The 19,549-nt window shown below is 71.5% G+C and carries 1 protein-coding gene; it reads right to left on the bottom strand.

All coding sequences use genetic code 11. The features are described from left to right. Positions 1 to 33: 33 nt before the first annotated feature. Positions 34 to 19,497, bottom strand: a complete 19,464-nt coding sequence (locus G4D86_RS25015) for a non-ribosomal peptide synthetase (RefSeq protein WP_163996532.1) — start codon at positions 19,495 to 19,497, stop codon at positions 34 to 36. Between the last annotated feature and the right edge of the window lie 52 nt (positions 19,498 to 19,549).

The raw sequence follows: 19,549 nt of genomic DNA, 5'->3' as shown, positions 1-19,549 counted from the left end.
GGCAGTCATGTGAAGTGTGGGTCGCTCGGGGGCTCAGCCCACCCGGCGCGGAGTCTCGGTGTCGTTCGCGTCCGCGCTGGCCTTTGACAGCACCGAGGCCAGGGCGCGAGCGAGCGCTTCGTGATTCGGAGCGCTCAGCAGGGAGTGGTGATCGCCGGGCAGGGTGACGACGTCCACGGTGTCGACGAGCGCATCCCAGCCACGCGTCGGTCCTTCCCCCTGGAGGCCCTGCGTGTCCGCGCCCAAAAGCAGCGTCAGCGCACCCGCCTGCGGCTTCAGGGTGTGGGCCTGGAGCGCGCAGAGGTTCGCGGTGAAGACGCGCTCCAGGTTCTGCCGCTGCTCCTCGGACACGGCCGCGAGTCGGGCGGGGTCCGCCTCGAAGAGGCCAGCCAGCGCGGAGGTGTCCGGCACGGGCTCGCCCCGGGCGTAGGAGGTGGGGCTGGGTTCGATGAGGGCCAGCACCTCCACCTCCTCGCCGCGCAGGCGCAGCGCACGGGCCATCTCGAAGGCGATGACCGAGCCGAGCGACCAGCCGCCCAGTCGATACGGGCCGTGCGGCTGAACGGTGCGGATGGCCTCGATGTAGAAGTAGGCCATCTCCAGGATGGACTCGAGCGGCGGCTCCGCGCCGTCGAGCCCCTGGGCCTCCAGGCCGTAGAAGGGCTGCCGCGGCCCGAGCTCCCGCGCCAGCCCGGCGTAGGTGAGCACGCCTCCGCCCACCGGGTGCACGCAGAAGAAGGGCGGCAGGTCTCCGCCCGTCTGGATGGGGACGAGCGGCGTCCACGGCGCTGCCTCGCGCCGCGCGAGGGCGGCGAGCTGCTCCACGGTGGACGCCTGGAAGAGGGCGGCCAGCGGCAGCGTGCGTCCGGTGCGCTCGCGGAGCAGGCCCATGAGGCGCACCGCGAGCAACGAGTGGCCACCCAGCGTGAAGAAGTCATCGTGGATGCCCACCGAGGGGACACCGAGCACCTCTTCGAAGACCCGGGCCACGGCCAGCTCCAGCGAGTCGCGCGGAGCGACGTGCGCCACGTCCGAGCCCACCTGCGTCGGCGCCGGCAGCGCCCTCCGGTCCACCTTGCCGTTGGGGGACAGCGGCAGCGCGTCCAGGACGACGAGCGCCGAGGGCACCATGTGCTCCGGCAGCTTCTGCTGGAGGAAGGTCCGGATGGACGCCACGCTGGCGGTGGTGGCCTTGGGCACCACATACCCGACGAGACGCTTGTCACCCGGGTTGTCCTCGCGGACCACGACGACGGCCTCGCGCACGTCCTCGTGCGAGCAGAGGACGGTCTCCACCTCTCCCGGCTCCACGCGGAAGCCACGGATCTTCACCTGGAAGTCGACACGGCCCAGGTACTCCATCGTGCCGTCCGCCTTCCAGCGCACGCGGTCTCCCGTGCGGTACATGCGCGCACCGGGCGTGGGCTTGAAGGGGTTGTGGACGAAGCGCTCGGCGGTCAGCTCCGGCCGGCCGAGGTAGCCGCGCGCGACACCCTCGCCGCCGATGAACAGCTCTCCGGGCACGCCCACCGGCACCGGCTGCCGCTGGTCGTCGAGGACGTAGAGCTGCGTGTTCCCGACGGGACGGCCGATGGTGGCCGGTCCGTCCGACTGGCGCAGGGCGTAGGTGGAGTACGTCGTCGTCTCGGACGGGCCGTAGAGGTCGTACACCTTCTGGACGTTGGGCTGCGCGTAGAGCTGGCGCACCAGGGACGTGGACAGCGGCTCACCGGCCAGGTTCACCACCCGCACGCTCTCGGGCAGCGGACCCGAGCGCAGCAGCTCCGCCATGACGGAGGGCACCGTGTTGACGAGCGTCACGCGGTGCGCGGCCGGCAGCGTGGGCAGGGCCAGGGCGTTGTCCGCCACCACCACCGTGCCGCCCGTGGTCAGCGGGAGGAACAGCTCGAAGATGGACAGGTCGAAGTTGATGGACGTGGCGAACAGCGTGCCGGCGAGCACCTCGGGCGGGAAGATGGTGCGCGCCCAGGCCAGGAAGGCCACCGCGTTGCGGTGCTCGATGGCCACGGCCTTGGGACGGCCCGTGGAGCCGGACGTGTAGATGAGGTACGCGAGCTGGTTGCTGGAGACCCGAGGCAGCACGGCCGACGGTGCGGCGGCGCTGGAGGTCACCTCGTCCGAGTCCACGCACAGCATGCGCGCCGAATTCTCGGGAAGCACCGACGCGAGGGCGGCGCGGGTGAGCACGAGGGCGGCCCGCGAGTCCTCCAGGATGAAGCCCAGTCGCTGGCTCGGGTAGGCGGGGTCCAGCGGGACGTAGTGGCCGCCCGCCTTCAGGATGGCCAGGAGCGAGATGACCAGGTCGAGCCCGCGCTCCAGGCAGACGCCGACCGGCGTCTCCTCACGCACTCCGAGCGAGCCCAGCAGCATCGCGAGCCGGGTGGCACGCTTGTCGAGCTCGGCGAAGGTGAGTGACGTCTCGCCCGCGATGACGGCGACAGCGTCCGGCGTACGGGTGGCCTGCTGCTCGAAGAGGGAGGCGAGCGAGGCATCGCGCGGGAAGTCCAGGTCGGTGGCGTTCCACTCGACCAGGACGCGTTGGCGATCCTGCTCGTCCATGATCGAGACGTCCGCGAGCGTGCTCGTGGTGGGGGCCACCAGCGACAGCAGCGCGCGGCTCCACTGCTCCAGGACGCGCTGGACGCTCTCGCGCTCGAAGCGGGGCTCCTCGTAGGTGAGGCGCAGCTTCGTGGTGCGGCCCGGGATCACAAGGGCGGTGAGGGGGTAGTGGGTGTGCTCGCCGCCCTCCACGTCCTTCAGCGACATGGCGCTGGTGCGCTGCTCCATCGACTCGTCGATGGGGTAGTTCTCGAAGACGAGGAGGGACTCGAACAGCGCGGTGCCGCGCGGCACCGGCGACAGCGACTGGACGTGCACCAGCGGGGTGTGCTCGTGGTTGCGCGTCTGCTGCTGCTGGGACTTGAGCTGCTCCAGCCACGTGGCCACGGGCGTGGCCGCGGCGGGCACGTGGACGCGCACGGGCACGGTGTTGATGAGCAGGCCCACCATGGCCTCGGCGCCCGGAAGCTCGGGCGGGCGGCCCGCCACGGTGTTGCCGAAGACCACGTCCTGCTCACCGCTGTGACGGCTGAGCACGAAGCCCCACGCGGCCATCGTCAGCGTGGACAGCGTGAGCTGGTGCTGGCGCGCGAAGGCCTGGAGCGCGGCGGACTGCTGCTGCGTGAGCGGAAGCTCCAGCGTATGCTGCCGGGCCTGGACGCCCGCCGACGGCGCGGCATGGGTGTCCGCGGGCAGCGGCGTGGGCGCGGTGAAGTCCTGGAGCGTGGTGCGCCAGAAGGCGTCATCCGCCGCCGTGTCGCGGCGCTGCAGCCAGGCGATGTAGTCGCGGTACGGCGGGCGCGCGGGGAGCTTCGGCGTGCGGCCGGACGCGAAGGCGTCGAAGAGGATGAAGACGTCCTGCAGGATGGGGCTGAGGCTCCAGCCGTCCAGGAGCAGGTGGTGGTGGCTCCACAGGAAGCGCCACGTGTCGTCCGCCAGGCGCACCGCCGTCATCCGCATCAGCGGCGGCCGGCGCAGGTCGAAGCCACGACGGCGATCCTCGGCCTGGAGCTCGGCGAAGCGGGCCTTCTGCTCCGGGGCGGACAGGGAGCGCCAGTCGAGCTGTTCCCACGGCAGCTCCGCGTGCGCGTGCACCACCTGGAGCGGCGTATCGACGCCGTCCCAGACGAAGCCCGTGCGGAGGATGGCCGTGCGGTCGATGAGCGCCTGCCACGCCTTCCGGAAGTCGGCGACGTCCATGGAGCCGCTCGCCGTCCAGGCGAGCTGCTCGAAGTAGGCGCCGGACTTGGGGGACAGCAGGGTGTGGAAGAGCAGACCCTGCTGGAGCGGGGACAGCGGATAGAGGTCCTCGATGCCGTCGTGGAGCAGCGTGTCGAGCGTCGGCTGGGTGAGCGTGGCGAGCGGGAAGTCCGCGGCCCCCCGGCGCTTCGCGTCGTCGGTGTGGCTCTCGGCGATGAGGGTGCGGAGCCGCGCGAGGAAGCGCTGGGCCAGCGCCTGGATGGTGGCCTCGCGATGCAGGTTGGCGCTGTACGCGAACGTGAGCTGCAGCTGGCCCTCGCGCACGGAGCCGCCCACCTCGAGTGGATGCATCCGGAGCGCCTCGTTCGGGACCTCGGTGCCGGCGGACTCCCTGGCGAACGAGAGCATGGCCGACGTGTCGGAGGCCCCGTCGAACTGGCCCAGGTAGTTGAAGGCCACCTGCGGAAGCGGCAGCGCGCGCAGCGGCGCGCTGAGCGCGTCGGGCCCCAGCCACTTGAGGATGCCGAAGCCCACGCCGTGGTGGGGCACGTGGCGCAGGGACTCGCGCACCGCGCGCACGCCGTCACCCGGCGTGCCTCCCTGGGGCATGGGCAGGTGCACGGGGTAGATGCTGGTGAACCAGCCGACGGAGCGGGAGAGGTCCACGCCGTCGAAGAGCGAGTCCTCACGGCCATGGCCTTCGAGGTTCACCCACACGTCGGGCTGTCCCGTCCAGTCCGCCAGCTCCTGGGCCAGGGCGGTGAGCAGCACGTCCTGGATGTTGCTGCGCCAGGCCGTGGGCACTTCGCGCAGCAGGGCCCGCGTCTCCTCGGAGTCGAGGGCGAGCGTGACGGTGCGGGCGGAGCCGAAGGTGTTGGGGCCTTCGTGGTCCACCGGCAGGGGCGCCGGAGGCGTGGCTGCGTGCTTCAGCCAGTGGCGCTGGGCCTCCTTCTTCATCGCGTCGGACTGCGCGTACTGCTGGAGCTTGTTCGCCCAGGTCTGGAACGACGTCGTCTTCGGCGGCAGCGAGGGCTGAGCGCCCTTGAGCAGCTGCTGGTAGGTGGTCTGGAGGTCCTCCAGCAGCACACGCCAGGAGACGGCATCCACGACGATGTGGTGCACGCAGATGAGCAGCCGCTGGGAGCCGTCCAGTTGGAAGAGGGCGGCGCAGAGCAGGGGCGGCTGGCTCAGGTGGAAGGAGGACTGCAGGCGGGTGGCGTGAGCCTCCATCGTGGAGAGCTGCTCGGAGGCCGGCAGCGAGGAGAGGTCATGGTGCTCCAGGCGGAGGGGCGCCTCATCGACCGCAGCGTTGTCCTGTGCCCAGGAGCCGTCGTCCTGCTGACGGAAGCGCAGGCGCAGGGCGTCGTGGTGGGCGAGCAGGGTGCGCAGGGCCTTGTCCAGCACGTCCAGCTGCAGCGGCTGGTGAGCGGCCAGCAGCAGTGACTGGTTGAAGTGGTGCGGGTGGGAGGCCTGGTGCTGGAGGAAGTACGTCTGCACGGGCGTCAGCGGGACAGGGCCGGTGACGGGGCCCTGGTCGATGGCGGCCAGGGCGGAGGCGGAGCGAGCGGCGACGGCCAGCTCGGCCACGGTGTGGTGCTGGAAGAGGTGACGGGCGGTGAGGGGGAAGCCGGCCTGGCGCGAGCGAGAGACGACCAGGAGGCTGAGGATGGAGTCGCCGCCGAGGGAGAAGAAGTTGTCGTGGATGCCAACGCGGGGCAGGCGCAGGACGGCGGCCCAGATGTCGGCCAGCTTCTGCTCCACCTCGTCTCGGGGCGCGGCGTACTCACCCTGCGGAAGCTGCTGCGTGGCGTCCGGTGCGGGCAGGGCCTTCTTGTCCAGCTTGCCCGTCGCGTTCAGGGGCAGTGCGGCCAGGACGACGAAGGCCGAGGGCACCATGTACTCGGGCAGCCGCTGCTTGAGGGCGTTGCGCAGGGCCGCGAGGTCCAGCTCGGCGCCGGGCTTCGGGACGGCATAGGCGACGAGACGCTTGTCTCCCGGGGAGTCCTCGCGCACCAGCACCACCGCCTCATGGACGTTGGGCTGGTCGAGCAGGGCGGCTTCGATCTCCCCCAGCTCGATGCGCAGGCCGCGGAGCTTCACCTGGAAGTCGACGCGGCCCAGGTACTCGAGCTCGCCGTCTTCCGTCCAGCGCACGCGGTCTCCCGAGCGGTAGAGGCGCGCTCCGGACTCGGTGCTGAACGGGTCCGGGATGAAGCGCTCGGCCGTCAGCTCCGGGCGGTCCAGGTAGCCACGGGCCACGCCCACGCCGCCGATGTACAGCTCACCGGGCACGCCGATGGGCTGCGGCCTCAGCGCCGAATCCAGGACGTACAGGCGCGTGTTCGGGATGGCCCGGCCGATGCTCAGGCGCTCCGGGTTCATCGAGCCCTGCGTCATCGTCGCGACGATGGTGATCTCCGTCGGGCCGTAGGCGTTGACGAACGTGCGGCCCTTCACCCAGCTCCGCGCCAGCGCGGGGGAGCAGGCCTCGCCACCGGACGCCACCATGCGCAGCTCGGGCAGTGCCTCGGGCTGGAGCGTGGACAGGGCCGTGGGCGTCGCCAGCAGCACCTCGATGCGCTGCTGCGCCAGGGTCGCCTGGAGCGGCTCACCGGGCAGGAGTTGCTCGCGCGTGGCCAGGACCAGCGTGGCCCCGGACAGCAGCGAGGAGAAGACCTCCCACACCGACGCGTCGAACGCGGGCGACGCGAGCTGCAAGGCACGCTGGCCCGGCTGGATGCGCAGGCCCTGGATGATGGCCAGCGCCGTGTTCACGAGGCCGTGATGGTGCAGCAGCGTGCCCTTGGGCCGTCCCGTGCTGCCCGACGTGTAGATGACGTACGCGAGGCTCTCCGGCGCGACGCTCGCCGCCGGAGCGGTGTCCGGCAGGCGGGACAGGGCCTCGGACTCCTCGTCCAAGCACAGCACCTGCGCGCCATGCGCCGGCAGGCGCTCCACCAGGGCCCGGTGCGTCAGCAGCACCTTCGAGGCGGAGTCCTCCAGGTAGTACTTCAGCCGCTCGGGCGGGTGCGCCGGGTCCAGCGGCAGGAAGGCGCCACCCACTTCGAGCGCGGCGAGCATGGCCACCACGAGGTCCGGGCTGCCACGTTCCAGGCACAGGGCCACGCGGCCCTCCGCGCCGACGCCGAGCGACAGCAGCCGGTGCGCGAGCTGACGCGCACGCCGCTGGAGCTGACGGAACGTGAGGGACACGTCCCCCGCGACGAGCGCGGTGGCGTCCGGCATGTGCTCCACGATCGAGTGGAAGACCTGCGGGACGCAGAGGTCCGCGGGGAGCGCGGCGTCCGTGGCATTCCACTCCACCACGACGCGGTGCCGCTCCTCGACCCTCATCATCGTCACGTCCGCGAGACTCCGCGTCTCCGGGGACGCGATGGACAGCAGCGCCAGGCGCCACTGCTCCAGCACTCGCTCCATGTTGTTTCGAGCGAAGCGGGGCTCCTCGAAGGTGAGGCGCAGGCGCAGCTTCTGGCCGGGGAGGATGGTGGCGGTGATGGGGTAGTTGGTGCGCTCCACGCCCTCCACGTCCCGCACCGACATGGCCGACGTGCGCTGCGTGAGCGAGTCGTCGATGGGGTAGTTCTCGAAGACCAGCAGCGACTCGAACAGCTGTGTGCCCCGGGGCACCGGCGCCAGCGACTGGATGCGCGCCAGCGGCGTGTGCTCGTGGTTGCGGGACTGCTGGTACGTCGCCTGAAGCCCCTGCAGCCACGCGGGCACAGACGTGGACGCGTCCGGGATCGGGATGCGCACCGGCAGCGTGTTGATGAGCAGGCCCACCATGTCCTCGGCGCCGGGCAGCTCGGGAGGGCGGCCGGCCACGGTGTTGCCGAAGACGACATCCTGCTCGCCGGCGTGACGGCCGAGGACGAAGCCCCAGGCCGCCATCATCAGGATGGACAGCGTGATCTGGTGCTGGCGCGCGAAGGCCTGAAGCGCGTTCGACTGCTCCAACGTGAGCGCCACCTCCAGCATGTGCTGGGCGGCGTGCTGGCCCTCGGGGAGCGTGGCGTGGGTGTCGGCCGGCAGCGGGGTGGGCGAGCTGAAGCCCTGGAGCGCGGCCCGCCAGAAGGCGTCATCCGCCTCCGTGTCGCGACGCTGCAGCCAGGAGATGTAGTCGCGGTACGGCGGCCGGGCCGGCAGCCTGGGCTCACGGCCCGAGGCGGAGGCGTCGAACAGGGTGAAGACATCCTGGAGCACGGGGCTGAGGCTCCAGCCGTCGAGCAGCAGGTGGTGGTGGCTCCACAGGAAGCGCCACGTGTCCTCGTTCAGGCGCACCGCCGTCATCCGCATCAGCGGGGCCTTGCGCAGGTCGAAGCCCCGGGCGCAGTCATCCTTCAGGAGCTGGGCGAAGCGGGTCTTCTGCTCGGCCTCGGACAGGGAGCGCCAGTCGAGCTGCGTCCAGGGCAGCTCCGCGTGCGCGTGCACCACCTGGAGCGGCGACTCGAGGTCCGACCAGGCGAAGCTCGTGCGGAAGACGGGCGTGCGCTCGATGAGCGCCTGCCAGGCCCGACGGAAATGCTCCATGTCCAGAGCGCCGCTGACGGTCCACGCGAGCTGCTCGAAGTACACGCCGGACTCGGGAGAGAGCACGGTGTGGAAGAGCAGGCCCTGCTGGAGCGGGGAGAGCGGGTAGAGGTCCTGGACATCGGCGCCCTCCTGCTGGAGCAGCGCGTCCAGCGCGGGCTGGGTGAGCGTGGCGAGCGGAAAGTCCGCGGTGCCCCGGCGCTTCGCATCGTCGGAGTGGCTCTCCGTGATGAGGGCGCGCACGTGCGTGAGGAAGCGCTGGGACAGCGCCTCGATGGTGGACCGCGCGTGCAGGTTCTCGCTGTAGATGAAGAGGAGGCTCAGTCGCCCATCCAGCACTGAGCTGTTGAGCTCCAGTGGGTGCATGCGGATCGCCTCCGGCGCGAAGTGCGCGCCGGACGGATCGTTGGACAGGGAGAGGATGGCGTTGGCATCCGACGACGCATCGAGCTGGCCGAGGTAGTTGAAGGCCACCTCCGGCGTGGGCAGCGCGCGCAGAGGGGCGCTGAGCTCGTCCGGGCCCAGGTACTTGAGGATGCCGAAGCCCACGCCGTGGTGGGGGATGTGGCGCAGCGACTCGCGCACCGCGCGCATGCCATCACCCGCCGTCCCGCCGCGAGGCATGGGGAAGTGCACCGGGTAGATGGAGGTGAACCAGCCGACGGAGCGGGACAGGTCCGCGCCCTCGATGAGGGCGTCCTCGCGGCCATGGCCTTCCAGGTTCACCCACACGTCCTCCCGGCCCGTCCAGTCGGACAGGGCCTGGGCCAGGGCGGCGAGCAGCACGTCCTGGATGTTGCCGCGCCACGCGGTGGGCACCTCGCGCAGCAGGGCCCGCGTCTCCTCGGTGTCCAGGGTGAGGGTGACGGTGCGAGCGGAGCCGTAGGTGTTGAGGCCGGTGCTATCGGTGGGCAGGGGCGCCGGAGGCGTGGCGACGTGCCGCAGCCACGTCCGGGCCTCCTTCTTCATCGCGTCGGACTGCGCGTACTGCTGGAGCTTGTTCGCCCAGGTCTGGAAGGACGTCGTCTTGGGCGGCAGCGAGGGCTCAACGCCTCTCACCAGCTGCTGGTAGGTGGTCTGGAGATCCTCCAGCAGCACGCGCCAGGAGACGGCATCCACGACGATGTGGTGCACGCAGATGAGCAGCCGCTGGGTGCCGGCCAGCTGGAAGAGCGCCGCGCAGAGCAGGGGCGGCTGGCTCAGGTGGAAGGAGGACTGCAGACGGGTGGCGTGAGCCTCCATGGTGGAGAGCTGCTCGGAGGCAGGCAGCGCGGAGAGGTCGTGGTGCTCCAGGCGGAGGGGAGCCTCATCGACCGCGGCGTTGTCCTGGGCCCAGGAGCCGTCGTCCTGCTGACGGAAGCGCAGGCGCAGGGCGTCGTGGCGGACGAGCAGGGTGCGCAGGGCCTTGTCCAGCACGTCCAGCTGCAGCGGCTGGTGAGCGGCCAGCAGCAGCGACTGGTTGAAGTGGTGCGGGTGGGAGGCCTGGTGCTGGAGGAAGTACGTCTGCACGGGCGTCAGCGGGACGGGGCCCGTGACGGGGCCCTGGTCGATGGAGGCCAGGGCGGAGGCGGACCGGGCGGCGACGGCGAGCTGAGCCACGGTCTGGTGCTGGAAGAGGTGACGGGCGGTGAGGGGGAAGCCGGCCTGGCGCGAGCGGGAGACGACCAGGAGGCTGAGGATGGAGTCGCCGCCGAGGGAGAAGAAGTTGTCGTGGATTCCGACGCGGGGCAGGCGCAGGACGGCGGCCCAGATGTCGGCCAGCTTCTGCTCCACCTCGTCGCGAGGCGCGACGAAGTTCGAGCCCACCTGGGCGTTGTTGGACGCGTCCGGCGCGGGCAGCGCCTTGCGGTCGATCTTCCCGTTGTGGGTGAGGGGCATGGCCTCCAGCACGACGAAGGCCGCCGGCACCATGTAGTCGGGCAGCCGCTGCTGCAGGTGGCCGCGCAGCGCCGTCACATCCAGGGAGACGGGCTCCGCTCCCTCAGCCACGGGGGAGGGGACGACGTAGGCCACGAGGCGCTTGTGGCCCGGCTCGTCCTCGCGTGCCAGCACCATCGTCTCGCGCACGCCCGGGTACGCGAGCAGCGCGGTCTCAATCTCCCCCAGCTCGATGCGGAAGCCGCGGATCTTCACCTGGAAGTCCAGGCGGCCGAGGTAGTCCAGCGAGCCGCTCTCCCGCCACCGCGCCTTGTCGCCGCTGCGGTAGAGCCGCGCACCCGGCGTGGTGCTGAACGGGTCCGGCACGAAGCGCTGGGCCGTGAGCTCCGGCCGGCCCAGGTAGCCGCGGCCCAGGCCCGCGCCGCCCACGTACATCTCTCCGGGCACGCCCACCGGCACCGGCTGCATGTGCTCGTCCAGCACGTACACCTTCAGGTCCGGGATGGGCACGCCCACGTCGCTGCCCTGCGCCTCGCGCGAGTCCAGCTCGGACAGCGGCCGGTACGTCACGTGCACCGTCGTCTCGGTGATGCCGTACATGTTGACGAGCCGGGGCGCGTTCTCCGCGTGCCGCGCGTACCAGGGGCGCAGGCCGGCGAACTCCAGCGCCTCGCCGCCGAAGATGACGTAGCGGAGCGACAGCCCCTCGTGCTCGCCCGAGCGCTCCTCGTGGTGGATGAGCTGGCGGAAGGCGGAGGGCGTCTGGTTGAGCACAGTGACGCCTTCGCGGCGCAGCAGCGCGTGGAAGTCCGCCGGGGTGCGGCTCACCTCGAAGGGCACCACCACCAGCTTGCCGCCGTAGAGCAGCGCGCCCCATAGCTCCCACACGGAGAAGTCGAAGGCGTACGAGTGGAACAACGTCCACACGTCCTTCTGGCCGAAGTCGAACCAGGCATCCGTGGCGCGGAACAGGCGCACCACCTGCCGGTGCTCAATCTGCGCGCCCTTGGGCCGGCCGGTGCTGCCGGAGGTGTAGATGATGTAGGCCAGGTTGTGCGGCTGCACGTCGGAGACAGGCGCGTGCGTCGGCTCCTGGGCCCAGGCCGGGGACGCGTCGTCCAGGCAGAGCACCCGGGCGTTACCGGTGGGCACTTCGTCACGCAGGTGGCGCTGGGTGAGCACCACCGGCACGCGGGTGTCCTCGCACATGAAGGCGAGGCGGTCCTTCGGGTACGCCGGATCCAACGGCAGGTAGGCGCCGCCGGCCTTGAGGATGGCCATCAGGCCCACCACCAGCTCCAGCGAGCGCTCCACCGCGAGGCCCACCGGCACCTCGGGGCCCACGCCCAGCGAGCGCAGGTGATGCGCGATCCGGTTGGCCCGCTCGTCGAGCTGCCGGTAGGTGAGGTGCTGCTCCTCGTAGACCACGGCGATGGCGTCGGGCGTGCGCGCGACCTGGGCCTCGAAGAGAGAGGAGAGCGACGCGTCGCTGAAGTAGTCGGAGGCCTTGGCGTTCCCACCGGCCGCGAGCAGCTTCCACTCGGCGTCGGCCAGCATCGGCAGCTCGGCCAGCCGCTGGTCCGCAGAGGCGGCCACGCCCTCGAGCAGCCGCCCGAAGTGGCCCACCATGCGCTCGACGGTGGTGGCCGTGAACAGGTCCGCGTCGTAGTTGAACGTACCCTCCAGCCCGTCCGCCGTCTCCTGCACGGAGACGGTGAGGTCGAACTTGGACGTGCCGTTGTCGAGCTCCTGGAGCCGCACGGAAACGCCGGGCAGCTCGGGCGCGCTCGTCGGCGCGTTCTGGAGGACGAACATCACCTGGAACAGCGGCTGGCGGGACAGGTCGCGCGTGGGCTCCAGCACGTCCACCAGCTTCTCGAAGGGGATGTCCTGGTGGGCGTAGGCGCCCAGCGTGGAGTCCTTCACCCGGGCCAGCAGCTCACGGAAGGTCGGGTTGCCCTCCAGGCTGGCGCGCAGCACCAGCGTGTTGATGAACATGCCGAGCTGCGACTCCAGTTCCTGCGTGCGGCGGCCCGCGATGGGGGTGCCCACCGCCAGGTCCTTCTTCCCGGAGTAGCGGCTGAGCACCGTCTGGAAGCCGGCCACCAGCACCATGAACAGCGTGGCGCCCTCCTGCCGGGCCAGCGTCTTGAGGCTCTCCGCCACCGTCTTGGGGAACCGCGCGGCCACCGTGCCGCCTCGCTGGCGGCGCACGGCGGGACGGGGGAAGTCGGTGGGCAGCTCCAGCGGCTCCAGGCCGGCGAGCTGCTGCTTCCACCAGCCGAGCTGCGAGTCGAGCACTTCGCCCTGGAGCCAGCCGCGCTGCCAGACGGCGTAGTCCGCGTACTGCACCGGCAGCTCCGGCAGCGGCGAGGGCTGGCCGGCGTGGAAGGCCACGTACAGCGCGCCCAGCTCCCGCACCAATACGCCCACGGACCAGCCGTCCGAGATGATGTGGTGCGTGTTGAGCATCAGCACGTGCGCGTGCTCGCCCAGCTTCAGCAGCGAGGTCCGCATCAGCGGGCCCTCGGCGAGGGAGAAGGGCGCGCGTGCATCTTCCATGGCACGGCGCTGCACCTCCGCGCGAGCCTCGGCGTCGGACAGGGAGGACAGGTCCACCCCGGCCAGCTCGAAGCGGGCGGGCGGGTGGATGACCTGCACCGGCTGGCCCTCATCCTGGCCCACCGCGAAGGTGGTGCGCAGCACCTCGTGACGGTGGACGAGCGCCTCGAAAGCCCGGCGCAGCGACTCCACGTCCAGCGTTCCGGTGAGCCACAGGGCCACCGGCATGTTGTACGAGGCGTCGCCCGGCATGAGCTGGTCCACGACCCACAGGCGCTGCTGCGCGAAGGACAGCGGCAGGGGCCGCTCGCGCGACGTCGTCACCAGCGGCGGGAGCCTCGTGCCCGTCAGCCCGAGCGTCTCGATGCGCTCGGCGAGCCGGCCGGGAGTGCTGGCCTCGAACAGCATGCGCAGGGGGAACTCGAAGCCGAGGCTGGAGCGGACGCGCGACACCACGCGCGTGGCCAGCAGCGAGTGACCGCCGAGCGCAAAGAAGTCATCGCTCAGGCCCACCGCGGGCAGGCCGAGCACCGTCGCGAAGGCGTCCGCCACCAGCTGCTGCACCGGCGTGCGCGGGGCATCACCGGCCGTCAGCGTCGTCGCGGCGTCGGCGCCCGTCGGCGCGGGCAGCGCCTTGCGGTCCACCTTGCCGTTCGCATTGAGCGGCCAGGCGGGGAGGGTGACGAAGGCCGCGGGCACCATGTACTCCGGCAGCGTGCGCGACAGGTGCTCACGGAGCGCCGAAGGCGCGGGCACCTTGCCCTCCGGAGCCATCAGGTAGGCGACCAGCTTGCGGTCTCCGTGCTCCTCGCGCACCAGCACCACCGCTTCCGTCACGTCCGGGTGCGCCTGGAGCGCGGTTTCAATCTCCCCCAGCTCGATGCGGAAGCCGCGCAGCTTCACCTGGTGGTCCACTCGGCCCACGAACTCGATGTCCCCGCTGGCGCGCAGGCGAACGAGATCTCCCGTGCGGTACAGCCGCGCTCCCGGCACCTTGGAGAACGGGTCCGGGATGAACTTCTCCGCCGTCAGGTCCGGGCGCTCGTGGTACCCGCGCGCCACGCCGTCGCCGCCCAGGTAGAACTCGCCCACCACGCCTCGCGGAACCGGCCGCAGGGCCGCATCCAGGACGTAGCCCGTCGTGTTCGCGAGAGGACGGCCGATGGGAATGCTTCGCACTCCGGCGTCCACCGACTCCACCCGGTGCCACGTGGCGAAGGTGGTGGTCTCCGTCGGGCCGTACACGTGCAGCAGGCGCCGCGGCGCCCCCACTTCCAGCAGGCGCCGCACCGCCTCCGGGTCGCTCGCCTCGCCGCCGAAGAGCACGTGCTTCGCCGTGCCGAAGCCCTCCGGGTACTCGCGCGCCATGCGGTTGAAGAGCGCCGTGGTCACGAACAGGGTGGTGATGCCGCCGTCGCGCACGGCCTTCGCCAGGTCCGCGGGGACCAGCGACGTGTCGCGTGGCACCAGCACCAGCCGCGCGCCGCACAAGAGCGCGCCCCACACCTCGAAGGTCGCCGCGTCGAAGGAGGTGTTGGACAGCTGTGCCACCCGGTCCTCGGGCGTCAGCCGGACGTAGTCCGTCTCCATCACCAGCCGGACGATGGCCTGGTGGTGCACGGCCACGCCCTTGGGCCGGCCCGTGGAGCCGGAGGTGTAGATGATGTACGCCAGCCCCTCCGGCGTGACGTGCGAGCGCACGCGCTGGTGGGGCAGGGCGTTGAGGCCGGACTGCTCCGTGTCCAGGTTCAGCGGGAGGATGCCGGGGGCCTCCAGTCCCTCACCCAGCGTGCCGTGCGTCAGGAGGATGGGGACGCCGCTGTCGGCCAGCATGTACGCGAGCCGCTCGGACGGGTGCGCGGAGTCCAGCGGCACGTAGGCGCCGCCGGCCTTGAGGATGGCGAGCATCGCCACCACCAGGTCCACCGAGCGCTCCATGCAGATGCCCACGCGCACCTCGGGCCCCACGCCCATGCCTACCAGCCGGCGCGCGAGCTGGTTGGCCCGGTGCTCCAGCTGCGCGTACGTCACCGTTTCGTCGCCCGCAGCAATGGCGACGGCGTCCGGCGTGCGCTCCGCCTGCGCCTCGAAGAGCGAGTGCACGCATGCCTCGCGCGGGAACTCCGTGCCGGTGGCGTTCCACTCCACCAGCACCTCGCGCTGCTCCGCCTCCGTCATCAGCGCCAGCGTGTCCACCCGCTGCTGCGGCGTCCGGCAGATGCCCTCCAGCAGCCGCTGGTAGTGGGCGACCAGCCGCTCCATGGTGGCGGCCTCGAAGAGGTCCGCGTCGTAGTTGAGGTAGCCGCCCAGCCCCTGCGCCGTCTCCGCCAGGGACAGCGTGAAGTCGAACTTGGACGTGCCGTTGTCGATCTCCTGCAGGCGCACGGAGAGGCCCGGGAGCGCCGGGTCGCCCATGGGCGCGTTCTGCAGGGCGAACATCACCTGGAAGAGCGGCTGGCGGGACAAGTCACGAGTGGGCTCCAGCTCCTCCACCAGCTTCTCGAACGGGACGTCCTGGTGGGCGAAGGCGCCCAGCGTCATGTCCTTCACCCGGGACAGCAGGGTGCGGAACGTCGGCCGGTCCTCCATGCGTCCGCGCAGCACCAGCGTGTTGACGAACACGCCAAGCAGCGACTCCAGCTCCTGGCTGCCCCGGCCCGCGATGGGCGTGCCGAGCGTCACGTCCTTCTGCCCGGAGTACCGGGACAGCAGCACCTGGAAGCCCGCCACCAGCACCATGAACAGCGTGGCTCCTTCTTGCCGGGCCAGCGTCTTGAGGCTCTCGGCGAGCGCCTGCGGGAAGCCCACGCCCACCATGCCGCCGCGCTGGCGGCGCACCGCGGGACGCGCGAAGTCCGTGGGCAGATCCAGCGGCGCGATGCCCTGGAGCTGCTCCTTCCACCACCCGAGCTGCGAGTCGAGCACCTCGCCCTTCAGCCAGTCGCGCTGCCACACCGCGTAGTCCGCGTACTGCACCGGCAGCTCCGGCAGCGGGGAGGCCCGGCCGGACTGGAAGGCTCCGTAGAGCGTGGCCAGCTCGCGCACCAGCACGCCCACGGACCAGCCGTCGGAGATGATGTGCTGCATGTTGAGCAGCAGCACGTGCTCCTCGTCGCCCAGCCGCATCAGGGAGGCGCGGAGCAGGGGGCCCTCGGAGAGGGAGAAGGCCTGGCGCGCCGCGTCCTGGCAGCGGCGCAGCGCCTCGTCGCGAGACTCCGTCGTGGACTCGGCGGAGAGCTCCACCACCGGCAGCTCGAAGCGCGCGGGCGGGTGGATGAGCTGCGCCGGCTCGCCGTGCTTCACGGTGAACGTGGTGCGCAGCACCTCGTGGCGGCGGACGATCTCCTCGAAGGCCCGGCGCAGCGACTCCACGTCCAGCTGACCGGACAGCCAGAGCGCGGCGGGGATGTTGTACGCGGCGTCCCCGGGGATGAGCTGATCCACGAACCAGAGGCGCTGCTGGGCGAAGGACAGGGGCAGGGCGCCGTCGCGCGAGGCGCGGACCAGGGCGGGAGCCTGCGCCTTCGTCGCGGAGGCCACCAGATTCCGGGCGAGCGCCGAGACGGTGGGCGACTCGAAGAGGCTGCGCAGCGTGAGCGTCAGGCCCAGGCTGGCGCGGATGCGGGACACCACGCGCGTGGCCAGCAGCGAGTGACCGCCGAGCGCGAAGAAGTCGTCATTCACGCCCACGCGCGGCACGCCGAGCACCTCCGCGAAGGCGTCCGCCACCAGCTGCTCCACCGGCGAGCGCGGGGCCTCGGACGGGTCGACGGACACCGGCTGGGCCGCCTCCGGCGCGGGCAGGGCCTTGCGGTCCAGCTTGCCGTTGGGCGTCAGCGGCAGCTGCGCCAGGGCCACGAAGGCCGTGGGCACCATGTACTCGGGCAGGCGCTCGCGCAGCCAGGCGCGCAGGGCCGCGGTGTCCGCGTCCGGGGCGACGACGTAGGCCACCAGTCGCGTGTCCTCCGCATCTCCGCGCGCCACCACCACCGCGTCGCTCACGGCGGGGTGCTTCACCAGCTCGGACTCCACCTCGCCCAGCTCGATGCGGATGCCGCGCACCTTCACCTGGAAGTCCAGGCGGCCCAGGTACTCCAGCTCGCCGTCCGGCAGCCACCGGGCCCGGTCTCCCGTGCGGTACAGCCGCGCTCCGGGCTCCGTGCAGAAGGCGTCCGGAACGAAGAGCTCCGCCGTCAGCTCCGGCCGCCCCAGGTAGCCCCGGGCCACGCCCGTGCCGCCGATGTACAGCTCGCCCGGCACGCCCACGGGCAGCGGCCGCAGCCGCGCGTCCAGCACGTACAGCCGCGTGTTCGCGAACGGCCGGCCAATGGTGATGCGGTCCGGGTCCACCGGGCCCGGCGTCACCGAGGCGCACACCGTGGTCTCCGTGGGGCCGTACGCGTTCAGCATCAAGCGGCCCTCGGCCCAGCGGCGCGCCAGGGCCGGAGGCAGGGCCTCACCGGCGGAGGCCACCGTGCGCAGCTCGGGCAGCGCCTCCGGCTGGAGGCGTGAGAGCACCGTTGGCGTGGAGGTGATGGTGGTGATGCGCTCGGCGGACAGCAGTGCCTGGAGCTCGTCGCCCGGCATCAACTGCTCGCGCGACGCCAACACCAGCGTGGCCCCGGACAGCAGGACGGAGAAGACCTCCCACACCGACGCATCGAAGGCCGGCGAAGCGAGCTGCAGCGCACGCTCCCCGGGCCCCAGGCGCAGGCTGGCCGCCGCCGCCAGCGCCGTGTTCACCAGGCCGCGGTGGTGTAGCAGCGTGCCCTTGGGCCGCCCCGTGCTTCCCGACGTGTAGATGACGTAGGCCAGGTCGTCCGGCGAGAGGGCGGGGGCCGCCGCCGTCCCGGCCTGCCGAGACAGGGCCTCGGACTCCACGTCCAGGCACATGACCACCGCGCCGTGCGCGGGGAGCTTCTCCTTCAGTTCGCGGTGCGTCAGCAGCACCTGCGCGGCGGAGTCCTGGAGCAGGTACGCCAGCCGCTCCGGCGGATGCGCCGGGTCCAGCGGCAGGAAGGCGCCGCCCGCCTCCAGGGTGGCGAGCATGGCCACCACGAGGTCCGCGCTGCCGCGCTCCAGGCACAGCGCCACGCGGCTCTCCACGCCGACACCGAGCGAGCGCAGGTGCGCGCCGAGCTGGCGCGCGCGCTGCTGAAGCTGGCGGTACGTGAGGGACACGTCATCCGTGACGACGGCGAGCGCGTCCGGCGCCCGCTCCACCTGCTGGTGGAACACGTGGTGCGCCAGGGGCTCGCCGGGCAGGGCCACGGCGGAGGCGTTCCAGTCCACCATCAGCCGGCGGCGCTCGTCCTCGGCCAGCAGCGGCAGCTCGGACACGCGCGCGTTGGGGGCGCGGACGATGCCCTCCAGCAGCCGGCGCAGGTGCGTCAACATGCGTGCCGCGGTCTCCGGCGTGAACAGGTCCGCCGAGTAGCGCAGCGCGCCCATCATGTCGTAGCCCGTGTCCACCAGGTGCAGGTGCACGTCGAGCTGGCCGTCCTGCTGCGCGAAGAAGGGCACCGGCTCGCCGGGCAGCGAAGAGCCCGCGCCCAGGCCGGGCAGGCGCAGCATCGCGTCCACGGAGATGCCCGCCTCGATGAACTGCGGGCGGCTCGAGTCCGGCTTCATCCCCAGCCGCTCGGACAGCCGGTGGAAGGGGAAGTCCTGGTGCTCCAGTGCGCCGAGCACCTTCCGGTAGAGCCGCTCCGTGAGCTCGCGGAAGGTGGGGTCACCTTCCAGGTCGCCGCGCATCACCACGAAGTTGACCAGGTACCCGGACAGTCGCTGGTGGTCGGGCTGCGTGCGGCCCGACATGGGCGTGCCCACCATGATGTCGGTGCGCCCGGTGTAGCGGTGCAGCAGCGCCTGCCAGGCCGCGAGCATCACCGCGAAGACCGTCTTGCCCTCGGCGCGCGCCAGCGCCCGGACGCTGGCGGACAGCTCCGGGCCGAAGCTCAGCTCATGCACCGCGCCCCGGAACGTCCACACCGGCGGGCGAGGGTGGTCCGCCGGGAGGTCCAGCGGCTGGGGGCCGCCCTGGAGCTCACCCAGCCAGTACTGCTCCATCTTCTCCCCGCGCGGCCCGTCCAGCATCTCGCGCTGCTGGCGCACGTAGCCCGCGTAGTCCACCGGCAGCGGCGCCAGCTCCGCCTTCGCTCCGCCCGTCTCCTCGCGGTAGATCTGCTGTAGCTCCTCCAGCAACATCGCCATCGACCAGAGGTCCGTGGCGATGTGGTGGATGACGAGCAGCAGGACATGGTCCTCCGGCCCGACGGAGAAGATGTCCAGCCGCGCCACCGGACCGTGCTGCAAATCGAAGGGCCGCAGGTAGCTCTTGCGCATGTGGACGAAGAGCTGGGCGTCCGTCACGTCGGCCACGTCGTGCTGCGCCAGCGCGATGCCCTGCCGCTCGTTCACCCGCTGGCGGGGGCCCTCGGCCGTCGTCTCGTAGGTCGTCCGCAGCACCGCGTGGCGCGCGGCCATGCGCTCCAGGGTGCGCTCCATCGCCCTCAGCTCGACGGGCGCGTGGACTCGGATGGGCAGCGCCACGTTGTACGCGGCGGCCTCCGGCGCGAGCTGGTACAGGAACCACAGGCCCCACTGGTTCTGCGAGAGCGGGAACAGCGTGTTCGAACTCGATGCACCCTGTTGCTTCAGGAGCTGCGCGAGCTGCTGCCGCTGCTCCGGAGACAATGCCGCCAACCGATCCTTCAACGAGTTCTGCATGTCCGCGTCACTCTCTGGAAAAAAGAACAGACAAGGCAGGGGCCCGAGGGGC

This window comes from Pyxidicoccus caerfyrddinensis, assembly GCF_010894405.1.
Taxonomy (GTDB): domain Bacteria; phylum Myxococcota; class Myxococcia; order Myxococcales; family Myxococcaceae; genus Myxococcus; species Myxococcus caerfyrddinensis.
This window is presented reverse-complemented; position numbering and strand designations above follow the sequence as displayed.

Excerpts from the sequence above, each read along its gene's own strand:
- G4D86_RS25015 (WP_163996532.1), bottom strand. The coding sequence starts at position 19,497 with ATGCAGAACTCGTTGAAGGATCGGTTGGCGGCATTGTCTCCGGAGCAG.